This window comes from Xenorhabdus sp. PB62.4, assembly GCF_014467285.1.
Taxonomy (GTDB): domain Bacteria; phylum Pseudomonadota; class Gammaproteobacteria; order Enterobacterales; family Enterobacteriaceae; genus Xenorhabdus.
The window spans coordinates 20,193-46,213 of the sequence record NZ_NKHR01000023.1; the positions used below are offsets into that span (position 1 = coordinate 20,193).

Here is a 26,021-nt window from a genome sequence, read left to right on the forward strand (position 1 = left end):
GACGGCACAGTCGCTCATTATGCGTTTCCGATGTTCCAGTATGGGAAAGCCGATGCACTGACAGATAACCTTGTGTATAAGGATGGTAAATACCAGCTATCAACTCGTGCAGGTGGTTTGATACAGGCAGCAGGCGGGGCAGTTGAGATTATTGGTGGTGCAGTGTCTTGTGGTACAGGTATTGGCTGTGCAGTTGGTGCAGTTATGGCCACACAAGGAATTGATAACCTGTATATCGGTTCGAATATTCTGGAATCAGGCAAACCTATCAAAACAATGGGAGCACAAGGACTTGAAGCATTGGGTGTCCCACCAGAATATTCGGAAATTACCTATGCAGCAATTGGATTGGGTGGCTCTGTAACCACGGTATTGACATCACCAAAAACAGGGAAAACTGTGACGGTGTTGGTGGATAAGGGTAGTCGGATCACAAGGTCTTTCTCTGAAGGGAAAAATGCCCCACACGTCACAGTTGATTCAAAATCGCCAATAGGCACAAAGATAGATAAAAGTGTTGTTGTAACGAATAGGGAATTTTTACCTGATGGAGTGGTGAAGACTTTCAGGGATAGAAAATACGAGACTGTTATCACACAAGAGCCAATAACTGTATTCAGAAAATTTGGAGGCACGGATAAGCAAGCTAAATTAGATGGTGGGTATGCAACAACTGAACGAAATGTGGGGAGAAATGATACCGCTGTTTACAAAAAGTGGAGCACATCTAGATTTGAAGCAGAAATAGAAATTCCCCAAGACACTAAACTTAATATAGGTATTGTAGGGAAACAGCCGCCTTCTAGTGATACTCCTAAGTATAGAGGGGGAGGGGATCAGATCTTATTACCACGAGATTATCCTATGGATTGGGTAAAATCCATACGAGATGGTAAAACTGGTAAAGTTTATACTTATGAAGAGTTTAAAGTTGCTTTTCCTGATCAAGTAACAAATAAGAGGTGATAAGATGTTAGAAAGTAAGGATATACATGATATTGATAGATTAATAACTTTATTAAAAAGCGTTATTATTTACTTGAAACAATTGGGATATGAAGAAACATTTTGCCCAGATTTAAAAAAATCTATCAATATTCTTGAAAACAAGTCTATGAACGGTATGTGTAATCTACATGATTACATCATGGGAGAGTTTAGAATGATGGCAGATAGAGGACAATATGGGGAAGAATATATAGACTCCCTGACTAATGAAATTTCCATGATTGTATCGAAAAATTCTCTCTTTAATAAATTCAATGGATAGATATAGCTTATTTTTTAGTGGCTTAGAAATGGATTTCCTTTGAATTTTCCGTCGATTACGGCAAAAAATGCGATTGAGAATAACTATTTGTACGAAGACGAAAGCCGCCGTTTTGATAAAGAGTTGGCCGAGTGTAAGGCCAAAGGAGGGGACTGCGGTGCTGTCATTCAGAAGTATTTGGACATCAGCAATAAGAATAGTGCCGAATTAGAGGAAAAATGCAAAGGAGGCGGTATTACCTGCGTGACTTATGAAGAAATTATTCAAGCAAATACGAATGTGGCGTTTGATGAGGGATCGTTACAAATTCGATTGTCAGAGAAACTAAAAGATCCCGATGCCATCAAGATAGTGCAGTATTTGAATGGTAAGGATTTACAGTTTTTGAAGGATAATATTACTACTTCAAACAGAGTTGCCGCTGTCGCCTTAGATCCAACTTCATGGCCTGTGATGGTCTTTGGTGCAAAGGCGATGATTCAGGGGGCAAAAGGAAAGGAACAACTCATTGCGGCAGGAGTCACCAGTGGTGTAAATGCAACTATTCAATATGGCACAACAGGAGAAGTGAAGTTATCTGATGTAATTGGAGCAGGTGTTGTCGGCGCTATTACAGCAGGGAAAGGTTATAACCCAACCGTTACTTGGAATGCAGTAGGCGGCTATTACACAGCAGAAATCAAAGGAGATGATCCTTTCTTGAATGCAATAATAAGTAAAGGCGGAGCCAGTGCAGGATATGCTATCGGTAATACTATCAAGGTTCCATTCAATAAAATTTTTAATCCTGTGTCAAAAGAATATGAATGGGTTCCAACAGGTGTATGGACAATTACTAAACCAGTGAAACAGAGTTCAATTCCTTCTATAGCGGGTAATATAGGTGATTCAGTAACATCAGGTGTATTTAACGATAGCATGGGGAAAGCTATAAAAGATAAGGTGCAACAAGATGAAAAAAAATAAGTCGATATTAGCTTTATTGTATTTATCTTGCTCTTTTTTTCTCTTCATATTTTTCATGTGCATACTAGCTGCAACACTTGGTTATTGGATTGGAGGTGGAAAAGAAATTTTCACCTTCATTAGTAGCAACGTTAGTATGTACTTAAAAGTCAGTACATCTGGATTTCTAGTCGGCTTTGTGCTTTGGTTATTTGATATTCGTTAGTTGTGGAGAATAACTATTTAACCGCCAAACAAATTACGTCGTGGCAGGAAAAATACGAAACGGCTTCGACGGATAAAGAGAAAGACCGTTTAATTGAAGGTCGTAATAAAGCAGACAGCGACCAACAACAGAAAGCGGTAGAAACCCGAATCACCAAAGAGTATTTGGCACAAGAACGAGAAGCGCTAATCAAACTTCAACAATCCCCGGATTGTTACTCGTTTTGTCAACAGATGACAGCAGATAGCCTCAGTAAACTTAGTCCGGTCATTGATAACTACGAAGTGTTACAGAAAGGCAATAATGCTCAGCGCGCAGTGGTTGCCACAACGATAATTGCGGCACCTTGGGCAGGCAGAGCTGTGGCACCAGTGGTGGGTAAAGTGGCACCTGTATTTGGTGATGGCGTAGGTAAAATGATGCTGACAACGGGTACGATAGGGGCTGGTGCAAATGCAGGAGTCCAATACTGGTTTACAGGAGAAGTTAATCCGATTGATGTGGGATTTGCCTTTGGGACGGGAGCCTTTACTGCCTATACAGGATTTTGGGGCACTGTTGGCTGGAATGCGGGTATGGGTGGTGCTGCCAGTGCGGTGAAAGGGGATGACTTGTCCACTATTGGTCTGAATATGTTCAGTGCAGGAACAGGAGCTGGCATAGGGTATGGCGCAGGTAAAATTATTAGTTCAGGAGTGAATCAGTATGGATTATGGAAATCGGGAGGCTGGGATCCGAAATATAATCCTAAATTGCAGGGAGGAGCAATAAAAGGTGACTATGGGCTTTCGAAAGATATGAAACCGAGTGCTATTCCTGGCATTGCTGGAAATATAGGTTCAGCCTTCACAACAGAAACTACCAATACTGAGATTCAAAAAGGAATTAACTATGTTAAGGAAAAGGAGAAAGGTAATGAATCAAAAAATTAATCAATTTGAATATTTTTTTGTTGTGACCATTTTATCTATAGTAGTGTTCTCTCTCATGGGACTGCTTATTTACTGTATAGTTGATAGCATTATTTGGTTATTTATTGGTGGTGATTTTCTTTTTTCGATTGAATATGTGAAGAAAATTACTAAAGCAAGCGTATGGGCAGGATTAGTAGTTGGAATAGGTGCTTGGTTTATAGAATACAAGTTACGTAGATGACGTTATGGCCTCGAGCCTGCTGGCGGGCAGCAATCAGCGTGACAGCCAGTCATCGACCACCCATGCGGCGGTGAGTGATGGCACGATTGTGGTGCGGGATGCTGATAAGCAGACACAGGATGTGGCTGACTTAAGCCGGGATACCGATAATGCCGCCAATGGCCTGAGTCCGATTTTCGACAAGGAAAAAGAGCAGCGACGGCTGGCGCAGGCGCAGGCCATTGCCCAAATCGGCACGCAGGTACTGGATATTTACAGTACACACGAAGCGATTAAAGCGACAAAAACCGCTACGGAAAAACTGAAAGACCCGCAAACGCAGCAGGCCCTGAAACAGCAAGCCGAAGCGCAGCTGAGGCAGGAGAACGGGGAAATCACAGCGGAATCCATTGCAGACCGGGCGCATAAAATTGCTTACGACGCGGCACTCAAAGCACAGGGTGCGGAAGTTGGCGGCGGTCAGCGTCAGGCCGTGACGGCTGTCGTGACTGCCCTGCAAGGACTGGCCGGCGGGGATATTAAAGCCGCCATCGCTGGCAGCGCGGCGCCTTATCTGGCCAATGCGGTCAAGGAGCTGACCTACAGCGGTAAGCCGTATGAGCAACTGACGGCAGAAGAAAAAGCGACCAATCTGGTGGCGCATGCGATTTTGGGCGGCGTGATTGCTGAGATGAAAGGTGGCTCTGCTATGGCGGGTGCAACGGGGGCGGTCAGTGGTGAACTGGCAGCGTCGGCGATAGCCAGTGCGCTTTACCCAGCCAAAAATCTGAGTGAATTGTCGCCAGATGAGAAGGAAAAAGTCAGTAACTTGTCTACACTGGCAGGAGGGATAGCGGCAGGACTGGCAACGGATTCCACGGCAGGCGGGGTAAGCGGGGCGTCGGCGGCGAAGAATGCGATTGAGAATAACTTTTTGAGCTTTGATGAGGCCCGTGCGTTTGATAAAGAAATGACGGCCTGTAAAGCTGCTGGCAGCGATTGTCAGCCTGTCATTGATAAGTATGCAGCGATACACAAGGAAAACTCAGAGCGATACCGGAAAACTTGCGAAGAAAACTCACTCGTCTGTGCAGCGGGTGAAGACAAGCTCAAAATAGATGGTGGTATCTCGGCGGCATCAAGACCTAAATGGTTGTATGGTTCGCTGAATAATGAGGAAGTTAAAAACGCGGTGCTTTATGTCAATAGTCAGAATGCGGAATATGGTAACAAGCATACGGACAATTGGGATAGGGCAGGTGCTTTCATTGCTGAACCCGAGAATGTAGTTGGCTTGATAGCGGGAGGACGTTCTTTAATAAATTCAAATGCATCCGCAGGAGCGAAAGTAGTAGGTACTGGACTGAGTATGGGCGCGAATGCTGGTGTTCAGGTTTACAACGGTAATACCGGAGATAAATTTGATTATACGAGCTTATTCCTCGCGGGTTTCACCGGTTGGACGGGAACTGGCCGATCATTGCATACGAATGTCCAGTTAAACGCGGGTAGTGCCTATTTCAGTAGTCAAGTAGCAGGTCAGAACTCAGAGGCGGCAGTCGTTGGGGCCGCGTTTGGTACAACATTGGGTTACGGATTTGGCTCTGCAATTACAAGTAAGTTAGAAGCCAATGCAATTAAAAATTATTTTGGGATGCCTGCAAGCCGAGACGCATTTAAATATGCAGAAAAACCTGTGTATTCCAATTTTATATCTGGGGAAGCTAATTTTGGTCCGCTTCCTGGTATATCAGGAGGATTTTTGGGTTCTATTTTCTTAGAAGCTAGTGGGGCTGAAGTAAACAGTAATATCACAAATGGTCAAACAATACGTGGTAATAATATCAGCAATAGCATGACTAACGACAAAGTAAATAATAAGGATGAAAGATAATGAAACGTCCTTTAATTACTTTGATCTTGTTGATACTTGCGTATGGGTTAACATGCTCATTTGGTCTTATAGCACTGGAATGGATTTTGACTGATAAAAATATTTATCAGCTCGATTGGATAAAAGGTTTTAAAATGGGAAGTACTCTCGGTGGAGCTGGCGGCGCAATTATTTGGTTAGCATACCGTTCTAGATGGCTTTGACTTCAAAGATCCCAGCCAAGCAAGGTGATGGTAAAAACGGCCCATTTAAGAAAACAGTATACGACCCGAAAGTATTTACAGACCAAAAAATGTTAGAACTCGGTCAGCAAGCAGCTGCTAGCGGGTAAGCAGACACAGGATGTGGCTGACTTAAGCTGGGATACTGATAATGCAGCGAATGGCCTGAGTCCGATTTTCGACAAGGAGAAAGAGCAGCAGAGGCTGGCGCAGGCACAGGCTATCGCTGAAATCGGCACCCAGGTGATGGATATCTACAATACGCATGAAGCGATGAAGGCGACGAAGAAAGCCACGGCAGATAGGAATTTGGACTATCACAAAGCCTATGAAACAAAGTTCAGTCCCATCAGTGGCTGGCAACGTTGGTGATTCAGCAGTATCAGGTTGGTTCAACTCTACTGTTGGCGGAGCAATGCAAGAAGGAAAACAGCAAAATGAAAAAAAATAAAATGAAATCAATAGTGATTATGTGTTATCTGTCATTTTCTTTTTTCTTGGCTGTCTTCTTGCTGAGTGTTATCTCACAGGCCTTTAGTTTATGGTTTATAGACAAAGCCGATATTTTTTGTTCCATCAAAGACAATATAGGAGTTCATTTGCAAATTGGGGGAGCAGGTGCTTTAGCTGGGTTTGTACTTTGGTTATTTAAAATGTATTAGTCAGAAAAATCCTAACTCAAGCTCTGGAATCTTTTTACTGCGAAAAACCCAGTTGAGGCAAACTACCTGCACGCTGACCAAGTCGATGATTTTGCAGCGAGGGCAAAAGGGTGCGAGGCGCGCGGCGACTGCAAACAGCTTGTGAAAGAAATGGAAGATCTGAGCCTCAAACAGCAACAAGAACTGATTGTAGTCTGTGCGTCAAATCCGGCTGCCTGTAAGGAAAAATACGGTGATATTCCTGCCAATGGTCTGTTAGTGCGTCAGGCGATAGATCGTGTATTGGGTGAAGATGTGCCGTCACGCATGAAAAATGACATGTCTTCCTTACTGGCTCAGCAGATCGAGGCTGAAGGCGTGGTCTCCAGTACGGAATTTGCGCATCAGTTGATTACCGGCGACAGCGTGCAGATTGACCCGGGGCAGGACAAACGCCGCCGGGAAGAGACATTTGAGTCGAAACAGTCCGGCCTGACACTGGCGCTGTCCGGCACGGTGGGCAGTGCGCTCAATACTGCAGTCAGTACGGCCCAGCAGGCCAGAACCGAAGGGGACGGGCGGCTGAAAGCGCTGAAAGGCACCCAGTCGGTGCTGTCCGGGGCGCAGGGTTATCAGGCCTGGCAGCTCAGTCAGGCGGGATCCGCCAAAGCAGATGCGATTAATCAGGCGGGCGGTGAGGCGCAAAAACCGACCGACACTATCGGTATCCAGCTTTCCTATGGCAGCCAGTCGGCGAAATCCGAAACCCGCACAGAGCAGACACAGTCACAGGGCAGTCAGCTTAATGCCGGGCGGGATATCCGTATTACCGCAAAAGGCGACAACGCTCAGGCAGACAGCGGCAATATTCAGATTGCAGGCAGCAGTCTGAAAGCAGGGCGTGATGTGACCCTGGCCGCGAAACGGGATATCGTCCTGCAATCCGCTGAAAATACCCAGACGACGCGCGGTGAAAACAGCAGCAAAGGCGGTAGTGTCGGTGTGGGATTGACCGCCGGTCAGGGCGGTTACGGCATCAAATTCTCTGCCAGTGTCAATAAGGGCAAGGGGCATGAAACCGGCGACGGCGTCACCCATAGCGAAACACTGATTGATGCGGGCAATCAGGTCAGCCTGAAATCCGGTCAGGACACCACGCTCAAAGGGGCGCAGGTCAGTGGCGAGAAAGTCACCGCCGATACCCACCTGGCCGAACAACCGGTTGAATGAACTTCTTCCCTGGCCTGAGAACCCGTTTAGCTAAATCCCACTTCGTTTTTATCTGACAAAGCAAGGTGAGATCACCGGACGCTTACCACCATTCGTTCTTGATCTAAAAATTAACTGAACAGAGACCCTGTACGGGGTCTCTACCCACACATTGGAAAAACCCACTTTGTCATGGATGACAAAGTGGAAATGAACATTATTGTTATGCTTCGGAATTGTTATGCTTCGGATTCATTATGACGCGCTGAGGCGTTAAAGAAGAAGTTATTAAAAGCCCGTTTAAAACCGCTCCAGGTAACCCGGCTAGCGGCATTGGCAACGTCCTCCCCAACGGCATGATGAGCGGCCGCGGCTGTCCCGCCAATGGCTGCACCAATCCATTCACCGGGTGTACGGCTATAAGGCAATAATACTTCAGAAATATTTCTCCCTACACTTTCTCCTATCATTCGGCCAAACCAGCCTCTGGAACTGATAGCGTGGGAAATGGCAGAGCTAATGCCTCTTCTGAGCAGTAACCTGCCTATAAACCGATAAGGGCCATCCCATAGATTACCAATGAGCCTTCCCCATCGAGCACCATACATAGCGCCAATCGCTGCCCGTTCCCCAAGCTCAGAACTTCCCTGATGGCGGCCAAGTAATATTCCGCCAATAATTGCGCCTGATAGTGCTCCTAACCGCTCTGGCGCGCTGACATTACCGGGCCTGAGCGTATCCAGCGTACCTTGTCCGGCAGGTGTGGCAATACTGATAGCCATGCCCGTGTTATGTTCTCCGGCTAAAGCCATTAATCCTCCAACGGCTACCGCTGTTCCTGCGGAAATGGCTGTACCTGTCGAAGAGCTGTTAAATAGTGCAGACGTAACAAGCGATGTGACAACAAAAGCGCCTACCTGAACGGGAACAGAACGTTTACGCGTCAGATAACTTAAAACTTCCCCAATTTTTTCTGAGATGTTGTTCGCGAAAAACCCCATCACCGCCCCGGAGACAAAACCACCAATTGCAGCCCCGACGATCCCCCAAGGCGTCGCTCCCGCAATCGTTGCAGCCTTAATCCCCAAACTTGCCATCCCCACACCCAAAACAAAAGTTCGCAATCCTCGGTTTAATTTCAAAAAAGTATCAAAGGAAGCGCCTTGTTCAAGAAGGTGTTCTGTCGTGATGTTGACTGCCCGTCGATAAGCTTTTTTCCCTATCCAGGCAAGGACTCCCTGACCGGGGAAACGGCCATCAGAATCAGAAAAAACGATGGGGTTATTCCTGCACATTCTGAACAAATTGAGACCATCGACCTCACCAGCAGGATCTACACTCAACCATCGCCCTGTCCACGATTGATAATAACGATAGCCGTAGTAATACAACCCTGTTGCATCCCGTTCTTTGCCAGAATAACGCACAGTTTTGTAATCAGCTTCTGACTGACTTCGGGCTGCCCACACGGCGGTTCCCCCATAGGGGTAATATTCTTCCTGACTAATGATCTGCCCGTCACTGTCCAATTCCAGCCCGCTACTGCCAATCAGGTTGCCATAACTGTAGCGCAGCTGATCATTGCTGATATCCGCCGGTTTGCCTGTTTCCCAATGCAGCACCCGGACTTGTGCCTGACCCGCTTCACCAACAGTGATGACCTGCAAAAACTCTTTTAATGTATTGCCGCTATATGTCGTGCGCCATTCCAGCTCTGGCAAATATAATGTTCGCTGTATTTGCTCACTGTTACCTGTTTTCTGAATATGAGTCTTAATGACACGCTGGCTGTCTGCGTCATAACGGTAGAATTCCTGATCAGGCGTCGTATTTTCCCTACTGACCAATATCACTTGTTGCAATTCGTCACGAGGTGTCCAGAAAAGATCCTGACCGGAAACAAGCTGGGTCTGATGTCCGCCGGGGGTGAACAACATATCCACCTTAGTTGGATCTTTCGCCAGCTCTTCCAGTACAGCTCGGTTGCTGTGATCTGAGACTGTCATGTTCGTTGTGTAGTTATTATCGGTGATCGGTGAATTATGGCGAATTCTGGTCAGATTCCCCCCACGATCGTAGTCGTAAGTGCGAGAGTAATTAGTATAAGTATTGTTATCAATCAGAGCGGGGATGGGTAACTGGTTTTTTTGTCGGCCAATATTTGCCATTTCACGCCCAGTGACGGAAACCAGCTGGTACAGGCTGTCGTAGGTGTAAGTATTTTCCGGTACAATTTTCTGGTTGCGCCAAAATCGGGTAATTTCAGCATCGTTAGTTGATTTCAGCACATTTCCGACAGGATCATACTCATAACGCAGGTTCTGTAAAATTTTCTCCCCAGCGGCATGACCGGCAGGACGTTCTGTTTTTATGCCAATAATTCGTTGCGTCTCGGGTTCATGTGTATATGTGGTCACTATCCCGTTACCATGTTCTTCCCGTAGCTTCTGGCTGGCAGCCGAATAGGTCAGGGATTTCACGATAACCTGTTCTTGTTTCCCCTTCAGCGCCAACCAACTGCCTTGAAGTAGACCGGCCACATCATAGGCGATACGTTGCTTGTTTCCGGCAGCATCTGTACTCGTTAATACCGTGCCGGTGGCATCTGTTGTGCTGACAGAAGTGAAGCTTTCCGGCGCCAGCACGTTTTTCCAGCCAGATTCATCCATACCTTGCCAATTTGCTTCTCTGTCATCTTTCAGTAATTGCTGTGTGATGGACAAGGGCATGCCGGTTAATGATATGCTGTTGGTCTGATTCATTCCGGTGGGATCATAGTGGACCACACACTGCCCGGCCAGATTGTTGCCTTTTTCTGCCGGAGTATTTCCTGACCAGATCAATCGCTCCGTGATACAGGTGTTCTCTCCTTTTACCTGCTCGGTAATACTTAATAAGCGTCCCGGAAGGTTATCACTTTCATACTGAAACGTTCGGCTAACGCCATTGGCGCTGACAGCTAAAACGGGGCGCCCGGCAACATCATGCATGGCGACACTGGTTCCAGCATCCACACTTTGCGTACTCAGTACTTTCTTACTGAGTGATGACAAGCGAATAAGATTTGGTGTAATGGCGTTCTTGTCACTCGCTGTCTGCTGGCGTTCATAAAATCGCGGATCAATACTCTGGGTCAGCGCACCTTGGGCATCATATTGATAACCGGTGATGCGTTCATCTGTTACCTGAGGTGTATCGGGGTGCCGATACCAAGCTATTTCGCGTACTGTCTGACCACGGTTGTCCAATACGTTGACGGATGGCGTATTACTGTGAACGAAATTCTTCATAATTCATTCCTAAATGAAGTGATGCATGTTCAGCGAACAGACACCACTGAACTTTATGCTGTCATTTCACCGGTAGTGTCATTTTCATCTTCATTCACCACAAACCAGGGGGTGAATAAGGATCGACGTAACCCGCCTTTGGCCGTGATAACCTGATATTCACGCCCCAAAGGATCATAGCAATGGGTATCGGCATACATATCCTGCCGGGCACTGTCATCACTGACGTACTGCCAACTATTCAGGAAATACGGTTGATACTTACGCAGAGCCTGCCCTTTTCCGTCATATTCTGTACGTCCGGAAACTGCCCAACGGAAATCTGTCATCGCCGTTTTAGGTTCACCATTACTTTCAGCCACAATGGCCCCGTACTCATCACGTACCCAGGTTTCACCACTTTCATGGCGTACTGCTGTTTGTAATGTTCGCCCAAAGCCATCACTAAACGTAAACGTTTGACGTAATTGTTGTTCCGGATCGGCATCATAGCGGTCGGTGATTACGCTCAGGATATGGGGTGGGTTCTGTGAATTGGCTTGCATTGGTATAGCAGAGGAAGGATTATTTTGTTGCCAGCGGCGAAAAGCAAGCGACAAGAGATAACCATCTTCAGTGATGATCCCAGCCGATTTTAGCTCTTCATAATTAGAAAAGTTGATATGATTAGAAAAATTGACCCGAACCATCCAGCTCAGAGGGACATAAACCATCAGTCCTGCGACAGGTATGCCGGGTTTCAATGCCAAGGCATCATCCACCGTTGTGGGGACAATAAAGGGGACAGTTTCATTTTCCTGAGGGGTATATCCTTGTCTTTCACCGTTTTCAGTCCCCCAGAAACGGAAGCTGGTTACCCTCCCCAGTGCATCAAACGTTGCGGTGTGATAGTTATCATTGATATCTGTGGTGTTATCCGCAACCATGAATCGATAATCGTAATGCGCTTGCATACGCAGGCCAGCCGCATCCTCTGTCGCGGTGATAACACAGTAATGGTTATCCCACGTCACTGTCGTTTTACCTGTGAGCTTGGTTTCGCGTTGCACCAATGGTCGATAGAATCCGTCTGCATTGGCGTATTCTGTAAATTCCCTTTGTCCCACCCAGACACTGAAATCTGTATTTTCACTGAACGGCACATTTGCAACATTCCAGCCAGCATCATTCAGCTGTTTTGTCAGCTCCTGCTCATCCATGACCGTCTTAAAAGCCGCCAGCGATCGTTCATCAAACTCTGCGGTTTCAGTGTATGCCACCAGCGGAGGAATGGCGGGCCGTTCTTCTGGACCGGTATATGCCACACGTTGATGTCCCAGATAATCGGCTGCTGCATCAGGCAACAACAATGCTCCTGCCCCTGTGGCAGAAAACCATTCAAGGGAAAATCCACCGTCCGGTACTTTATCTGCATGATAAATACGTGCGTCACTGCGTGAGGTATCCATAAGCCCTGTGATCCACGTATTATCATCATGATTCAGATGATAATAGGAAGAACGCTGGCGTGTCAGACGAAGGCACATCTGCTGTTCGTCGTAACTGCTGGTGAAAAGTGTTTCGGGCAGGGTATCCGGATAAGGCGATAACTCAGGCGGTGGACGTCTCGGATAGGCAATCTCGATATTGTCCTGCGGAAATCCTAACGCATCAGATTTAAGGACGATCTTTTGGCTGCACTGTGGATCGGTAGCAACCCGCTCATATCGGTATTGGCGGGATTCGGCCACCGAAACCAGTACCGCAGGAATGTCCGATACCATAACCGATAACAAACGTACTTGGATGCGGGATTCATCCACTGAATAAGGTGTACTGGCCAGTATAGAATCATCATCCCCATACAACTCACTCCGTAAGCGTTGTCCTTTTAACGCCCGAAACAACCAGTATTCTTCCTGTTCGTTCGGCATGATGGCGATATCATCACCGGATTTTTTGTCATAACGGGTAAAGCGTGGGGTAAAATGGGGAAATGCCTGTTGATCCCCCTGCCAATATTCAGTGGACAGAAGAATATCGACTTCTCGTACACCAGTGCCGTACCAATTAACAGTACGCGAAGGTGCCGGTGGTTCAGCATGTGCCCCCTGTGTCGCACTCGCCCGTGAATCAATGTCAGTTTGCGTCACACGCCCAAAACCACGAAACTCCCGTTCCAGACCATCCCAGGCACCATGTGAGTAATTATAATGGCTAGTCAATCGGTTACCAGAAATTTCATCCAGAACTTCCGTGCGCCACAACACATGCACAGGGAACGGTAAGTAGCTGACAGCCGTAATCCCAGATTCAGAAACCTGTAATTTCTCATCCAGCCAGAACTGGGCAGAGCTGCGATAATATAGCGTGGTTTCTGTTCCCATATTGTTATTGACGGCATTCAGCAGCCAAGGCTTGAATGTGGTCATATCCAATCGCCAGTGCTGCACATCCATATGGGGGACCGTCAGAATAATGCTGGCGGTACCTAATCCTTGTGTATCCGTTATTTGTAACCGACAAGTATTATCAAAACGTACCCCATCCGGCAGATCGATACGCTGAGGTTCAGCAAAACGATTGCCGCTTTCATTGGTATAGAGTTCAAGGTAAGTATTGCGGGCATAAATAAAATCGGTGGTGCCTGAGCCATCTATGTCTACCATATACAGTCTGTCGGGGTTAAAAGTTTCCCCTCTAATCTGGAAGCCTGTCATAATCAGCGGTTCACCAAATTTTCCATGCCCCAGGTTCGGCCAGTAGCGCACGCTATTTGCCGTCACTTCCACCAGATGTGATTGCCCGGAGCCTGTCATATCACTGAATGCGACAAGATGACGCTCATTTCTGCCGGGAACCGGCAGTGGCATATCTGACAAATGAATCACATCCTGAGCGCGATCCCACCCTGCCCGATTATTTGACCAGACACGTACACTATTTGGCCCGATAAGCGCTAAGTCAGGCAGCCCTGCCCCGTCAATATCAGCCAGTTTTGCCTGCGGATGGAAATATTCCATTGGCACAGCGGATAATGGAATAAAGGGTGTCCATTCACCTTCCGGTGACATTGTGTGGTAGCCCCGTAACCCTGTTGCAGTAATAACCCAATCCAGTCGCCCGTCACCGTTTATGTCCAACAACATCGCGCTTTCCTGTTGTGCTGGAATATGTGGCAGTGGTTTCGCATCCTCATAGGTAACCACATTCGTTCCTTCGGCAGTGATATCCCGTATCGGAGCACGGTACCACCAGGCTTTCTGAGCATCCTGATAAAGTACGCCGGAAATTCCTTCTCCATATAAATCAACCAGTTGGTATGGCTGCAACGGGTTCATTTTTTCTAACTGTGGCATGGACTGCCAGTTCAAATTCACGCCATGATTAACACGTTGATAATCCATTTCCAGTGGGGACATCATCACCGGCGTACCGTCTGTTTCATGTGCCAGTCTGCGGGCCGTTTGCAGTAAGGAAACCTTGTTGTTCAGGTCATAATCCAGAATAAGACGGGAAACCAGCGCCGGTGTTTCTTCTGCAACATTTTCCCCTGCCAGCGCTTTTAGCTGATGAAACATCAGAATTTGGCGACACAAGCGACGGGTTCGAATTTCAAACCCATATTCATAGCGGGAGAAACTATCCGGACGACAACGCCATTTTTCAGAAACATTAAATTCGGGTACGGAGTTCAGCGAAGATGAACGCTCACCGTAATCAAATACCAGATGAAACAACCAGTCATTGTCAGCAGGGATACCTGATTTTACAGCGAAAAAAGCGGTTTCCGGCTGAGTATTGCCATAGCTGACTTTTGCCAGATAACGCTGGGCCGTAACACCTGAATGCTGAGCAAGCTCATTCTTATCACAGCCAAGATCGTCTTCTGCCCGATAGTGATAATAGATATGTTCCCCAGTATGAGTGACTGTCTCCTCCATAAGCCAACGGGCAATTTTGGTTTCATCTTGCGGGTCGGTAATACGTGCATGATGATGCTTACCCAATAGGTGCACTAAACCATCCGCAGTAAAAAGTACCCAAAAAGAAGTCTCTTCTTCACGTTTTTGCTGAGGCTGCCAGTACTCTAAACGGACGATTTTTTCTGCCACGCGGGACTGATAGCGGGTAACGATATACGGCTGTGTCAGAACAGTCCCCAACAGTGAGGTTGCGGTGCGTTGCTCTGGTTGCCCTTGGCTATCCGGCACAATACTCAACACTTCCCCATCCGGCCCGAGATACTCATCTTGTCCCGTATAGTGTGGAACGCCCTTGGCGGTACGCAGACTGATAAAGCCAACCCCACATTGCCAACCCATCCCAAATGACCCATTGCCTGCAGTACTGCTGTAATTAAGTGATAGCACCGGCACCAGACCACGCCCGACAGAGACCGGTAAGGGCAGTGAAAATGACGCTCCCCCCTCCGCTCCGACGGCGTTGAATGCTTCTCCCATTCCTCTCAGTGATCCGCCGCCAGAGGGCAACGACGGTATTTCAAGTTTCAAAGGTGTTGAACCCTGCATAAAAACTCCTTAAACAGGCTCCCTCAGGAGCCTGCTTATCACAATGTTTTAATTAAGAATGGATGGTGTAACGGATATGCAGAATGATATCGTTCAGGCTCTGCAACAGCGCCTTCTGCCGGTCGGTCGCATCCGGGAAGCTCAACGTCAGGCTGCCACTGTCATTCACCGGAATACCTTCAAACGGCAGGTAACGGGTATCACTGAAATCCAGCACAAATTGCCCGCTGTCATTCATACCGTGGGAGAGAGCAATGGCGCTGCAACCGCGTGGCATTACCACGCTGCCGCCATAGTTCAGCACTGCCCGGATATCTTCATACGGGCCGAGCAGTGCCGGCAAGGTGACACTCACTTGCTTCAACTGGCGGGTACTGCCTAAACTTTCGGGGTAATCGCCGAAAATATCCAGGTCGGCCAACCGTATTGAGGCTTCCATCTGGCGGTTGCTGAGTTTCAGCTCATTGCCAGAAATACCCACACTGCCTTTGCCGTCACGGAGGAACTGGGTGAGTTTTTCGGTCAAATTAAAGCTGTCTGATGGTAAGGCTTGGTATACCTGCGCCAGCGACACGGTGCGGGTTACTTCCAGTGCCCGTTCATCGCGTTCCAGCCAGGCTTTTTCCATTTCAGCTAGGTTCAGTAGCAACGTTTCACCGGCCATCAAACCCGCGGTAGTACCGTTCCAGGCACCGCCCCGGATGAAGGTCACACCCTTGTCGTTCAGTTCGCGGCGCAGCGCTTCCTGTGCCATCAGGCAGAAGGATTGGGTCAGGTCAAAGAATTGGTAGTAGATGGCGCTCAGCTTGCCGCGCATCCAACTGTAAAGCGCTTTGTTCGTGAATTTACGCTGTAATAATTCTAACTGAGCCTGAGTTTGCGCCTGTTGGGTTTCCTGATATTCCACCTGCATTTGTGCTGCTTCGCGACGGATTTTCAGGGTTTCCAGTTGAGCATCCATTTGTTTCACTTCACCGTCAGCGTTATCACGCTGAATTTCCCACTCCTGACGACGGCGGCGATAGATTTCAGAACGGCTAATTTTTTCCGCAGAATATTGGGAAGCTGTTGCTGAAAGTGACATGACAGACGCAGCGGCGTGCAGTGGTGCTCCCCAGTGGCTTCCGCCACAAGCGAAACCGAATACATTGGGTGCCAAATCGACCGCTCCTCCGGCGGTTGAAAGCACCTGACCGGCCAGAGATTGACTTGCCGCTGCATCAAACAGTGACATGGCCCGCTGCTCTCCGTGGTTGATATCTTCGTCATACAGCCGCTGGTATTTCTCCAGACGATTTTGTGCACTGCGTCGGCTTTCTTTCAGTACGGCAATATCGGCATCGACTTCATCCACTGTCCGTTGCTGGATACGGATGCTCTGTGTCGCCAGCTCCATGCCCTGCTGAAGTAACAATGTGGTGAATTCATCAGCATCATCATGCTCTGCCATATTGAGCAAAGAAGCCCCAAACTGAGTCAATTGCCCCACCAGATTGCGGGCCCGCTCCAGCATGACCGGGAAACGGTATAACGACAAGGTGCCTGTTGGCAATGCACTGCCGTCCTGAGACGCTTGTACCATGCTGGTGAGCAGCGCTTTCGGATCGGTAGGTTCGGCGTAAATCGCCAGCGATAACGGCTGCCCGTCAATAGACAGATTGTTGCGCAGATTAAACAGGCGCAGACGCAGAGTTTTCCAGTAATCGGTGAGCGCCGGGTTATATTCCGGCAGGAACAGCCCGACCAGCGAGTTAGCGGTACGGGGCTGCGTGGGAACATCTCCACGATTCAACGCCGCAAGGTCTTGCTGATAAGCCGCCCGCATAGTTTTGCTGGCTGCGACGGAAAGGGATGGTGCAGCCCATTGACTACTGCCGTAATCCTCCGGCTCATCACCGAGTAGCTCCAAGGCACGCACGTACCACATTTTGGCTTCATTCAACGCATCGCGGGTCAGTTCGCGATAGGCCATATCTCCCCGCATAATAAGTTGATCCAGCAGGCGCATAAAGGTGGCCACTTTATAGTGCGTCGGATCATGCTGGGCAACGGCATCCGGATCAACCGCATCCAGCGGATTGGCATGCCAGGAAGTAGTCTCTTCCAGCGGGCGACAGTTCCAGATCCAGGGCGCAATTTCCCCGTTAACGATATAACCAGCCGGATTGTAGACGTAGTTCATCCATTTGGTGGCTTCATCGAATTGTTTTTCCTGTAACAGACGCTGGAAGCACATCATCGGGGTGTAGTAGAACAGTTCCCAGTAATAGAGGGCACAGGCGCTGTTAAAATCCAAGGGTTCGATGTTCTGTCCTGAGATAACAACACCAACATCCCTGTCAGCACTCCAACCAGATATTTTGGTAAATGTGGTCAATGCAAGAGTAGTGTTATCTACCTTTAATGTACCGGACTGTAACCGACCTTTTTGACATTTCAGGTATACACCTAAGCCTTTCTCTCTGTCATAGGGGAAATTAATTGGATCAGAGAATTCCTTTTCTAAACGGGAAATAGGAGCAAATAGAGTAACTTGTTGTTCTGTATCCCCCAATATACCACTCCAGAAAATATGATCTCCCATTTCTATGGATTCGTCAGAACGACCACGATTCAGTATAAAATCAGCCCTACGGTTGCTTCCATGCTTGTTGGCATGATATTTAGGAATAGTTATCGTGATATAGCTTCCACGTCCCAACTGATGTTCCTGAATATTTTGGGTTTCCATACTGAGGATGGTATCAATGCCGATATTCGCTCTGGACACCAGTTGAGGGGCCAGCAGGGTATTGAGACGAATGCGATAAACCCCGATTTGCATATACTGCACACCTGTATGAGTTTCTCGCAGACAGAGAATATTACCCGGGTTGTAGTTGCGCCTTATTACATTCAGAGTCTTGCTGATTTTACCTAGCACACGACCATCTTTCGCTTTCGCCTCAAAGGTGATATTGACCGGTGCCGAGTTATTGCGATAAACCAGCCCTGAAGCATCAATAACCAAGGGATTAAAGGTGTATTGCATGGCATCAAAACTGTTGGCCGGCAAGGAAGCTGCATCGGTACTGGCGGTAAAAGTCTGGGTTTTACTGCCGGCTACCACCGTAATTTTGATATCGGTATTATTAATACCTGTGTCAATATCCAGCCAGCCAGATGATTGATAAGAACTAAATATCTGGAAGCCAAAATTATTATTACCATCAACAGCATAACTGCACTTTTTAAAATCACTGGTCTTATTGCTACCAACAGTGAAAACTGCGCGCAAGGCACTGTTTGGAGAAAATGGAAACTCGAAAAGTCGATTATGATAACTCTCACTCTTTCCTATCGTTCCAGTGCCCATATCAACAGGTGTCAAAATCAAACGCCTGCTATACATTGACCCGTAAAGACGATCTTGTACTGATGCAATATAGTTTTTCGTTTTATTATAAACGGCAACTGGGCCTCCAAGATCAGAGTAACCACTATAACGCTTAAGGGTATTTGCGATAATAAATGCATTGCCATACTGTGACTTTCCATCCACACCAGCAAGCTTCATTGCGCTGATTTGTTTGTTTCTGATGACATTGCCACTGCCATCATATCTGATAGTAAAAGCTGCGTTATGTAGTGTAATAGTAAGGTTATCGCTGGAGTATTTACTGGTTATCTGCGGAATATTCCCGTTCTCCATCACCGTCAGACTATAATCACCGATGGCAGAACCCATCTTCAACGAGGTAGGTACTTCAAAATCCTGCGCAAAACGATAGCTGGCCTTTCTTACCAAGTTGTTGTCTTGAGTATTAATGATATCAAAGGTATTTTCCAGTTGGCTGTAGCGGCTCAGTGCTGTGTTCTCCATCTTTTTCAAGGAGCCATCGCTGTAAATCGTCATCCCTGCTACGTTTTTGTTGCTGCTGCCAAAGTCGCCATAACTTTCCCCGGTTTTGTACACGAAAACCAACAGCGTATCCTCGCCCTGAAAGCCTGAGGCCGCCAATCCCAATCGTTCAATTTCAGGTTTTTTGTCAGTGACCGCCATCACCTGCGTCGTGATATCGTAAGACCAGGGGGCACTCCAACTGCCGTCATGGCGCAAGAACGCGAGTTTCAGTGTAAAACGGTCATAGGTTTCCACTGGGTCAATACCATTTTTCGCCACTTCATCTTTTTCTACCCAGATAAGGTGCAAACGTTCCCTGAATATGACCGGACGTATTGCATCCCTGTATGGGCTGACTGCCGTATCAATCTTTGTCCACTCTTTCCAGGCATTGGCGGCCAGTTTACCCGCCTGCATCCGTGAGATATCCACGTTACGCCAGTAGTATTCCGGCAGGTTCTCCCGCGTTTGTCCGACAAACCAGGTCAGCCCTGTGTTGCTATTGACGTTGTCGTGATAGGCGCTGACAACTTTCAGATCTGCCACGGTTTCAAAGCGGGTCAAGTAAGTTTTAAAGGCATCCTCCACTGTGTCCCGGCTGAGCTTACTCTGGCTGATGTTTTCCAGCAGTTCATCCATCATCCGGGTCTGCCCGATACGCTGGGTCGGGTCAATGTAGTTTTCCGGATAATAAACCAGCCGCGACACCCCACCCCAGGTGCTGTAACGGTTATTCACCGTCCAGTCGGTAAAGAACTGACGGGTTGATACATCGGCACGGGCATTGGGTTCTATCCGGTTCAGTGCCCGGTTGATATAGAGCTGAATACCGGCAATGACTTCCGCCAGTCGGGTGGTTTTCACGGCAGAAGAAACCTGATTATCAATCAGGAAATAGCTGTACAGGTCATCCCGATTTTGCAGGAACACACCTTCTGGCTGGATATTCGCCAGAAACCAATTGCACAGCACGCTACTCAGGCGCTCTGCGGTATGATCCATCAGTGCCTGAGCCTGTTGTTTGCTGAGGCTGGCTTCCATATTTTCTGCCAGTTTTTGCCACTCATCCCAGGAAGGTAACTCTGACTTTGCCTCGTTCAGTACAGTCACGTAACGGATATTCACCAGCGTTCGGATAACTGATGGCATGGTGTGTAATTCTGAGGCTACATCTATCCATTGCAGCACAGAGTTGATGTTCTGCCAGCTTTTAAGACTGCTCACCCCGGCACAGGCCACGGCTTGTGTCACCACACTGATGTCCAGCCCCATCACGGAGGCCAGTCTGTCTGCCGTGAGTGTCTGCTGGCGCAGCATATCTAGCGTGTCAGAGCTGGGATTGCCCAATCCATTAATCCACTGGTGGAATCTGTAGAGTAAGAATAGAGTATCAATATTATGCTGTCCGGCGGGTTGACTTTTTGCCCCCAGCACGGCGAATCCGGAGATGACCAGCACAGATAGCTCTGCTTCACTGAGGCGCAGTGTCTGCACGGAAAGCGATAACTGTGCCATCACATGGCAGAATTGTGCCAGTTGGGTAGTTTCATTGGCACTTAACGACTCTTTCAATACCAGTGTCATAAACCCGGCAATATTCAGGTCGCCCGGTCGCAGGTTATCGGTCCACAACAGGATATACCGCGCCATATCCGGTGACGCCAGATGCAGCGTTGCAGCAATAAACGGCGCGAGAATTTCAGCCTGAAACTCCCGATTGTTACTTTGCGCCATATCTTCACTAATACGCGGTCGGAGGGTATTAATCAGGTTACTGATTTCCGGTGAAATATTTCCGCTGAACTCTGGAGTACATAATAACCAGATCTCTTCAGTGGTGATTTCCGCCTCGGTCAGCCACTGCGTCACCCGATACAGCCAGATAACCAGCCGTGACAACTCTCCGGAAGACAAAGAAGCCGTTGTTTTGCCATTGAACGGAGAAAAACCATAAAGCATACACAGCTCATTTACCGTCAACTGATGGGCACGGGCCAGTAACGTGAGGCGATAAAGTGAAGAGATAACGGAGACAGAAAGCGTGATGTTATTTGGGGTATCCACTACACCCGCCAGTTTGCCCAGTTGATACAGCTCACCGCTGTTGATACCCAACCCACGCATCAGGGACGAACGGGCAAAGGTAGCCTGCTCTTCACCGGGATCAATGCTGACCGTGTTGCCGTCGGCTTCAAAGATTTTCCCTTTCAGCGGCGGTGTATTAAAGATACGGTTAAAATGACTGACACTGTCGTCGTCGGCATATTGATTAATGACCGATCCGTTCAGCACCTGTGCATCATCAAAGCTCAGTGCATAACGGTGACTGTAGAACAAAGTATGGAAGACTTTGGTCAGAACTGAGTCGTTTATGATGCCCTGTGCATTGTCACTGAGTACGATAGTTTGCAGTTCATTCGGTGAAAGTCCGCTAGCCAGGCACAAGCGAATGGCTTTATTCAGTTTGAGCGCAAAAATAGTCAGGGGATAAGACTCAAAAGTGAATATTCCGCCGCCCTGATTTGTGGCGCTAGTGGAAGAAGTATAGCGATAAGCGTATATTTTCACACCTTTTCTATATTCATTATCAGATATGTTACTTAAGTAATTGCTTTTGAAATTAGTATTGGCTACTAGGGGACCGGAAAGGTTGCCGACAACTCCACTTGTCCCTGAGTTTTTTCTAAGAGTAGCCCCAAACTCTCTCGATACCTTAAAATTAGCACGTATAAAGAACTTATTATTTCCTTCATACATCAAATCAAAGTAATTTACATGTTTATCATAATCATCTGTTTTTACACGTGTTATTTTGTAAGCTTCTAGTTTACTTTCATTATTTACCACTAAGCCCGTTGAAATATTATCCACATAAACAGAGGTGCTGTCAGAATAGTCATTCTGCAACATCCCGAGGTATTTTTGCACCTCAGAAAGCTCAAGACCATAATACTTAGCTATCCATGATTGTGACGCGAAATTCTCGGGCGTAATATTTTCACCGAAGTTTTTCGCAAATAAAGCCTCAGCGTTCTCTTCCGTAATCTCTTCGATCAAAATGTTATAAAGTTCCGGCGAAATATTTGCCAGAATAGCCAGTAATGACGCCCCTTCCGCCTGCCCCATGACCTCCGGATTGCGAGACAACGCTGACAAGGTGCTGTCATGCGTCATAATGACTTGACGAATAGTCTCATAAGGCTGATGGTAAGGCGTGTCAATAGCCTGACGGTAAGTCGACAGGTTCTCCATCAATGTATCCGAATCCTCTCCAGTCTTACGGGTAATATGTTCCAGCAACAGCTCATTAGACAGTGACAGGGTGGAGATTTCTGCATCCATATTATTCTGACTCAATGTCAGATTAGCCAGATCCGGACGACGGTTATCAAGATGGTAAGCAGAGCTTTTGAAATGCAGGTCTTTCGCCTCACGGTACAATTCTGTGAGATAGCCAGCCGGCGAAAACATGGAAGCTACAGAGCCCGGTTTCACAAAGGAAGAAGAGCGGGAACCAAACATTTCATCATAACTGCGTGAAAGGCTGTCTTGTTCAATACCCAAGCGGATGGCATTGGATAATTGCGGGTTAGCTCGGGTGAAAATACGGGCTTCCAGCAGACGATGACGTTTTTCTTGTTCAACGGCTTCGTGATGGAGATAGTGGGTTTCCCCCCAGCTAAGCCGTTCCTCGAACATTTTTCTGAGTTCGCCGAATGAGAAAGGCTGAAGATCGGCGAGGGTCATTGATTGACCTTCGCGAGTTTGATTGATTTTATTCAGTAACAAATCTGTACTGTACATAATAACCTCAATTATTTTATAAAAAGGTGTTTCAGAAAGTTTAATGGCTAATATCTTGTAGACTACTATCTTATTTACGATCTAATTTTCTTTATTTGATATTAATCATATTAACTACGATGTTATTGAGAAGGGGGGAGGGCATGTTTTTACTCATTTTTATTTTCAACACTTAATTTATAATCTGGTTGAATAAATAACGTTTCACAAACAAAGAGTGATTTAAAACGTTATGCCTTTCCTATCAATGTCACACATGAGAATTTCATTTCCTTTCAAAAAGCATCAGAAAAATAATGAAAGTTATTATGTAAATCCAATCACAATAAAAATCATCAATGTCTTGAGGGTAAAATAAGAATGATATGGGAGGTTTACATGGTTATGCCACTGATAATTATAAAAAACCTTATTTATATTTAGTGAATAAACCTCATATAAGAGGAATGTTAAAAAACAGAATATTATAAATAACCCCATTGTGTTACATGAAATGGTTCTTAAATAGCTCAGGCTCAATGTAACCTTTATTGGTTATTCGTATAGATGCCTATTAGACTAAGGTGGAATTATTAAAATTCAGCCGAATTTTACGCAATCATTACTATCTTCTTTTGTTGTTCTTTCTTTTCAGGGTCATGTATTGAATAGTTAGATCACTCGCTAAACGTAGTTTTCACGCTCAATAAATGTCCCTATCACTTTGTCGTGCATTTCCTCCGATTTGGAATAGCCAAGCGTTTTTCGATTCAACCTTTTTATGCGGGTATCCTCCGTTTCTTTTTCCATGTCCTTTAACGTCTTCTGATTTGTGACAATAACGACAATGAACATCAACTTTAGCCATGTTTCACCATAAAAAGGCAGAAAGGTATCACAACAACTAACCATTCAATACATGACCACATTTCTGTTATCCTTTTATGCTTATTCTTTTTAAATATATTATCCCGTTGGAAATAGTAAACTCTTGTAAGCAGTGGATGAATTAGGGCGGTTTATTATTTACATCCGGAAAAATAGTTTTTTTTATTCAATTCTACACAGATATCATACTATTTTAATGTAGCGCCCAGTTTTTTTTTCGAAAATCGTGTTAGGATTAACTTCCTACAACCTACACTTTTAAGTCGAAGTAACTGGGCTTGGGTTTATGTGCTTCCGAAAATAGTTGTCATTGAACAGAGTTAAGGCTAATTATTCAGTACTAGATCACTCCTAAATATTTATCCAGATACATGTTAAGATGTCTATAGGATAATTCCATTATTGGATGGAAAAACATCAGCTATCTATATATTTCGGCAGTTCCATTTAAATGGTTTTTACCAACAGCAGAAGTAATTCGGAAATGTTTTGCTCCAGCCTCACTAGCTTTTTTGGATAATTTATCAATGAGTGTATCCAAAGTTTCTGCCCCTGTTACGGAAATAACGCCAATCTTCTCTCCTACAGCGGATTTGACCTCGCTCGCAGCCGATGAACCAAATGAAATAGCACTTAATAAAAATAACGGAGTTATATATCTTGAAGTTTTCATCTTGTAATCCTATGTTAATTTTCAGTTTACGAAAAAGCTGTATAGTATTTTACATATTGACAGAAACTTTAGGTCAAGAGACATAGAGAAAAATATAATTATATTAATTTAATACAAATTAATAGTGGTTAACAATTATTAAGATGTAACCATTTCTCCGCGTCAAGCGCAGACATACACCCTGAACCCGCAAAAGTAATGGCCTGACGATATTTGCTATCAGCAACATCCCCAGCGGCAAATACACCAGAGGTTGATGTCATTGTTTCAAGCGGTTGACTCTTGCCATTGACAATAATATATCTTTCTTTCAGTTTTAACTTATTCTGTAAAAATGCGGTATTTGGAGTATGACCTATTGCCATAAAACACCCTCCAATGGGGAGGTCATATAAAAGGCCATCAATTTTATTTGTTAAAGCAAGCCCCTTAAATTTTCCCTGATATTCGATATACGCTTTTACCTCGGTATTCCAGAGTATATCGACTTTCTCTTCCTTAACTTTCGCCATCAGCCTATCTTGCAGGATTTTTTCAGCCCTGAGTTCATCCCGCCGGTGAATAAGAAAGACCCGTCTGGCGATATTGGAAAGATACAGGGCCTCTTCAACGGCGGTATTGCCACCCCCGATAACGGCAACATCCTGCCCTTTATAGAAAAAACCATCACAAGTCGCACAGGCCGACAACCCTTTACCCTGTAAGTTATTTTCAGCCGGTAAATTTAAATAACGTGCGGTTGACCCGGTTGCAATGATTATACTCTCTGCCTGATATTTATTTTTCTCACCGGAGACGAGAAAAGGGGTTACATTAAAATCGACTGAAACAATGTGGTCATTGATTATTTCCGGAACAAATTCTTTTGTATGGTTATCCATCCTTAACATCAATTCCGGGCCTGTTGTCCCTCCCGGCTCTCCCGGCCAGTTTTCAACATCAGATGTATTCATTAATTGCCCTCCAACCTCCAAACCGGAGACTACAATAGGGGAAAGGCCCGCTCTGGCGGCATATATCGCCGCAGTATATCCCGATATCCCGTGGGGCCTGTTCCTATAATTAGCACTTTCGTATAAAAAGACATTAAATGCTCCTTGTTTTACCCGTAAATGATAACCTTGGAACCAAAAGCTGGATTAACAAAATAAATCAGCCCCATAATTTCCTGAATTAATTCAGACAGGGCTACAAATTTTGAGAAACCAGACTCTTAAATTGTGATAGCGAAACAACGCCAATCAGAGAATCTACAGGTTTTCCATCTTTATAAACTAATGTCGTGGTCATGTATTAAATAGTTAGTTGTGGTAGACTTCCCGATTCTTAGTGATCAAGGTAAAGCATGGCTAAAGTTGACGTCTATTGTCGTTATTGTCACAAATCAGAACAGGTCAAAGGGCATGGAAAAGGAAATGGAGGACATCAGCGTTATCGCTGTTATGCCTGCTGC

16 protein-coding genes and 1 pseudogene are annotated in these 26,021 nt (G+C 46.2%); 11 read left to right on the forward strand and 6 right to left on the reverse strand.

The window, feature by feature from the left end; genetic code table 11:
* The first annotated feature begins 30 nt into the window (after positions 1–30).
* The 10 genes from Xenpb_RS15830 to Xenpb_RS15875 all read left to right on the forward strand — a co-directional run bounded on the left by Xenpb_RS15830 (position 31) and on the right by Xenpb_RS15875 (position 7,561).
* Positions 31–966, forward strand: a complete 936-nt coding sequence (locus Xenpb_RS15830) for a hypothetical protein (RefSeq protein ID WP_187655201.1) — start codon at positions 31–33, stop codon at positions 964–966.
* A gap of 4 nt (positions 967–970) precedes the next feature.
* Positions 971–1,270: a hypothetical protein gene (locus Xenpb_RS15835; protein ID WP_187655202.1), complete on the forward strand. Its 300-nt coding sequence runs from the start codon at positions 971–973 to the stop codon at positions 1,268–1,270.
* Positions 1,271–1,309: 39 nt separating this feature from the next.
* Entirely contained in the window at positions 1,310–2,236 is a 927-nt protein-coding gene (locus Xenpb_RS20085; RefSeq protein WP_255523163.1) for a hypothetical protein, read from the forward strand.
* Between the two features lie 207 nt (positions 2,237–2,443).
* On the forward strand, positions 2,444–3,373 hold the full coding sequence (locus Xenpb_RS15845; RefSeq protein ID WP_187655203.1) for a hypothetical protein: 930 nt from the start codon (positions 2,444–2,446) through the stop codon (positions 3,371–3,373).
* Complete coding sequence (locus Xenpb_RS15850) at positions 3,357–3,596, forward strand: hypothetical protein (RefSeq protein WP_187655204.1); 240 nt, start codon at positions 3,357–3,359, stop codon at positions 3,594–3,596. The genes Xenpb_RS15845 and Xenpb_RS15850 overlap by 17 nt, the downstream gene beginning before the upstream one ends.
* A 4-nt stretch (positions 3,597–3,600) precedes the next feature.
* Positions 3,601–5,469, forward strand: a complete 1,869-nt coding sequence (locus tag Xenpb_RS15855) for a VENN motif pre-toxin domain-containing protein (protein WP_187655205.1) — start codon at positions 3,601–3,603, stop codon at positions 5,467–5,469.
* Positions 5,469–5,672 (forward strand): hypothetical protein, encoded by a 204-nt coding sequence (locus tag Xenpb_RS15860; protein ID WP_187655206.1) that lies wholly within the window; start codon positions 5,469–5,471, stop codon positions 5,670–5,672. Before Xenpb_RS15855 ends, Xenpb_RS15860 begins: the two co-directional genes overlap by 1 nt.
* Positions 5,673–5,813: 141 nt before the next feature.
* A complete protein-coding gene (locus tag Xenpb_RS15865; RefSeq protein ID WP_187655207.1) occupies positions 5,814–6,062 on the forward strand; it encodes a hypothetical protein in 249 nt (82 codons plus the stop codon).
* A gap of 65 nt (positions 6,063–6,127) precedes the next feature.
* Entirely contained in the window at positions 6,128–6,352 is a 225-nt protein-coding gene (locus tag Xenpb_RS15870) for a hypothetical protein (RefSeq protein ID WP_187655208.1), read from the forward strand.
* 150 nt (positions 6,353–6,502) lie between these two features.
* Complete coding sequence (locus Xenpb_RS15875) at positions 6,503–7,561, forward strand: hemagglutinin repeat-containing protein (protein ID WP_187655215.1); 1,059 nt, start codon at positions 6,503–6,505, stop codon at positions 7,559–7,561.
* A gap of 218 nt (positions 7,562–7,779) precedes the next feature.
* Here the strand turns inward: Xenpb_RS15875 and Xenpb_RS15880 are convergent, their stop codons facing one another.
* From Xenpb_RS15880 to Xenpb_RS15905, 6 genes and pseudogenes are all read right to left on the reverse strand, one after another.
* Positions 7,780–10,830, reverse strand: coding sequence for an RHS repeat-associated core domain-containing protein (locus tag Xenpb_RS15880; RefSeq protein ID WP_187655209.1), 3,051 nt, complete (start codon positions 10,828–10,830; stop codon positions 7,780–7,782).
* A gap of 53 nt (positions 10,831–10,883) precedes the next feature.
* Complete coding sequence (locus Xenpb_RS15885; RefSeq protein ID WP_187655210.1) at positions 10,884–15,341, reverse strand: SpvB/TcaC N-terminal domain-containing protein; 4,458 nt, start codon at positions 15,339–15,341, stop codon at positions 10,884–10,886.
* Positions 15,342–15,393: 52 nt separating this feature from the next.
* Positions 15,394–23,028 carry a neuraminidase-like domain-containing protein gene (locus Xenpb_RS15890; RefSeq protein WP_187655211.1) on the reverse strand — a complete coding sequence of 2,545 codons (7,635 nt, stop codon included), beginning with the start codon at positions 23,026–23,028 and terminating at the stop codon, positions 15,394–15,396.
* Positions 23,029–23,691: 663 nt separating this feature from the next.
* Positions 23,692–23,796 (reverse strand): annotated as a pseudogene (locus tag Xenpb_RS15895) (IS1 family transposase); the annotation flags it as partial.
* Positions 23,797–24,316: 520 nt separating this feature from the next.
* Positions 24,317–24,568, reverse strand: coding sequence for a YdgH/BhsA/McbA-like domain containing protein (locus Xenpb_RS15900; RefSeq protein WP_187655212.1), 252 nt, complete (start codon positions 24,566–24,568; stop codon positions 24,317–24,319).
* Positions 24,569–24,696: 128 nt separating this feature from the next.
* Complete coding sequence (locus tag Xenpb_RS15905) at positions 24,697–25,608, reverse strand: NAD(P)/FAD-dependent oxidoreductase (RefSeq protein ID WP_368666833.1); 912 nt, start codon at positions 25,606–25,608, stop codon at positions 24,697–24,699.
* A 305-nt stretch (positions 25,609–25,913) separates the two neighbouring features.
* Here Xenpb_RS15905 and Xenpb_RS15910 point away from each other — a divergent pair.
* Positions 25,914–26,021, forward strand: a 108-nt coding sequence (locus tag Xenpb_RS15910) for an IS1 family transposase (protein ID WP_304952540.1), incomplete at its 3' end; no start/stop codon positions are given.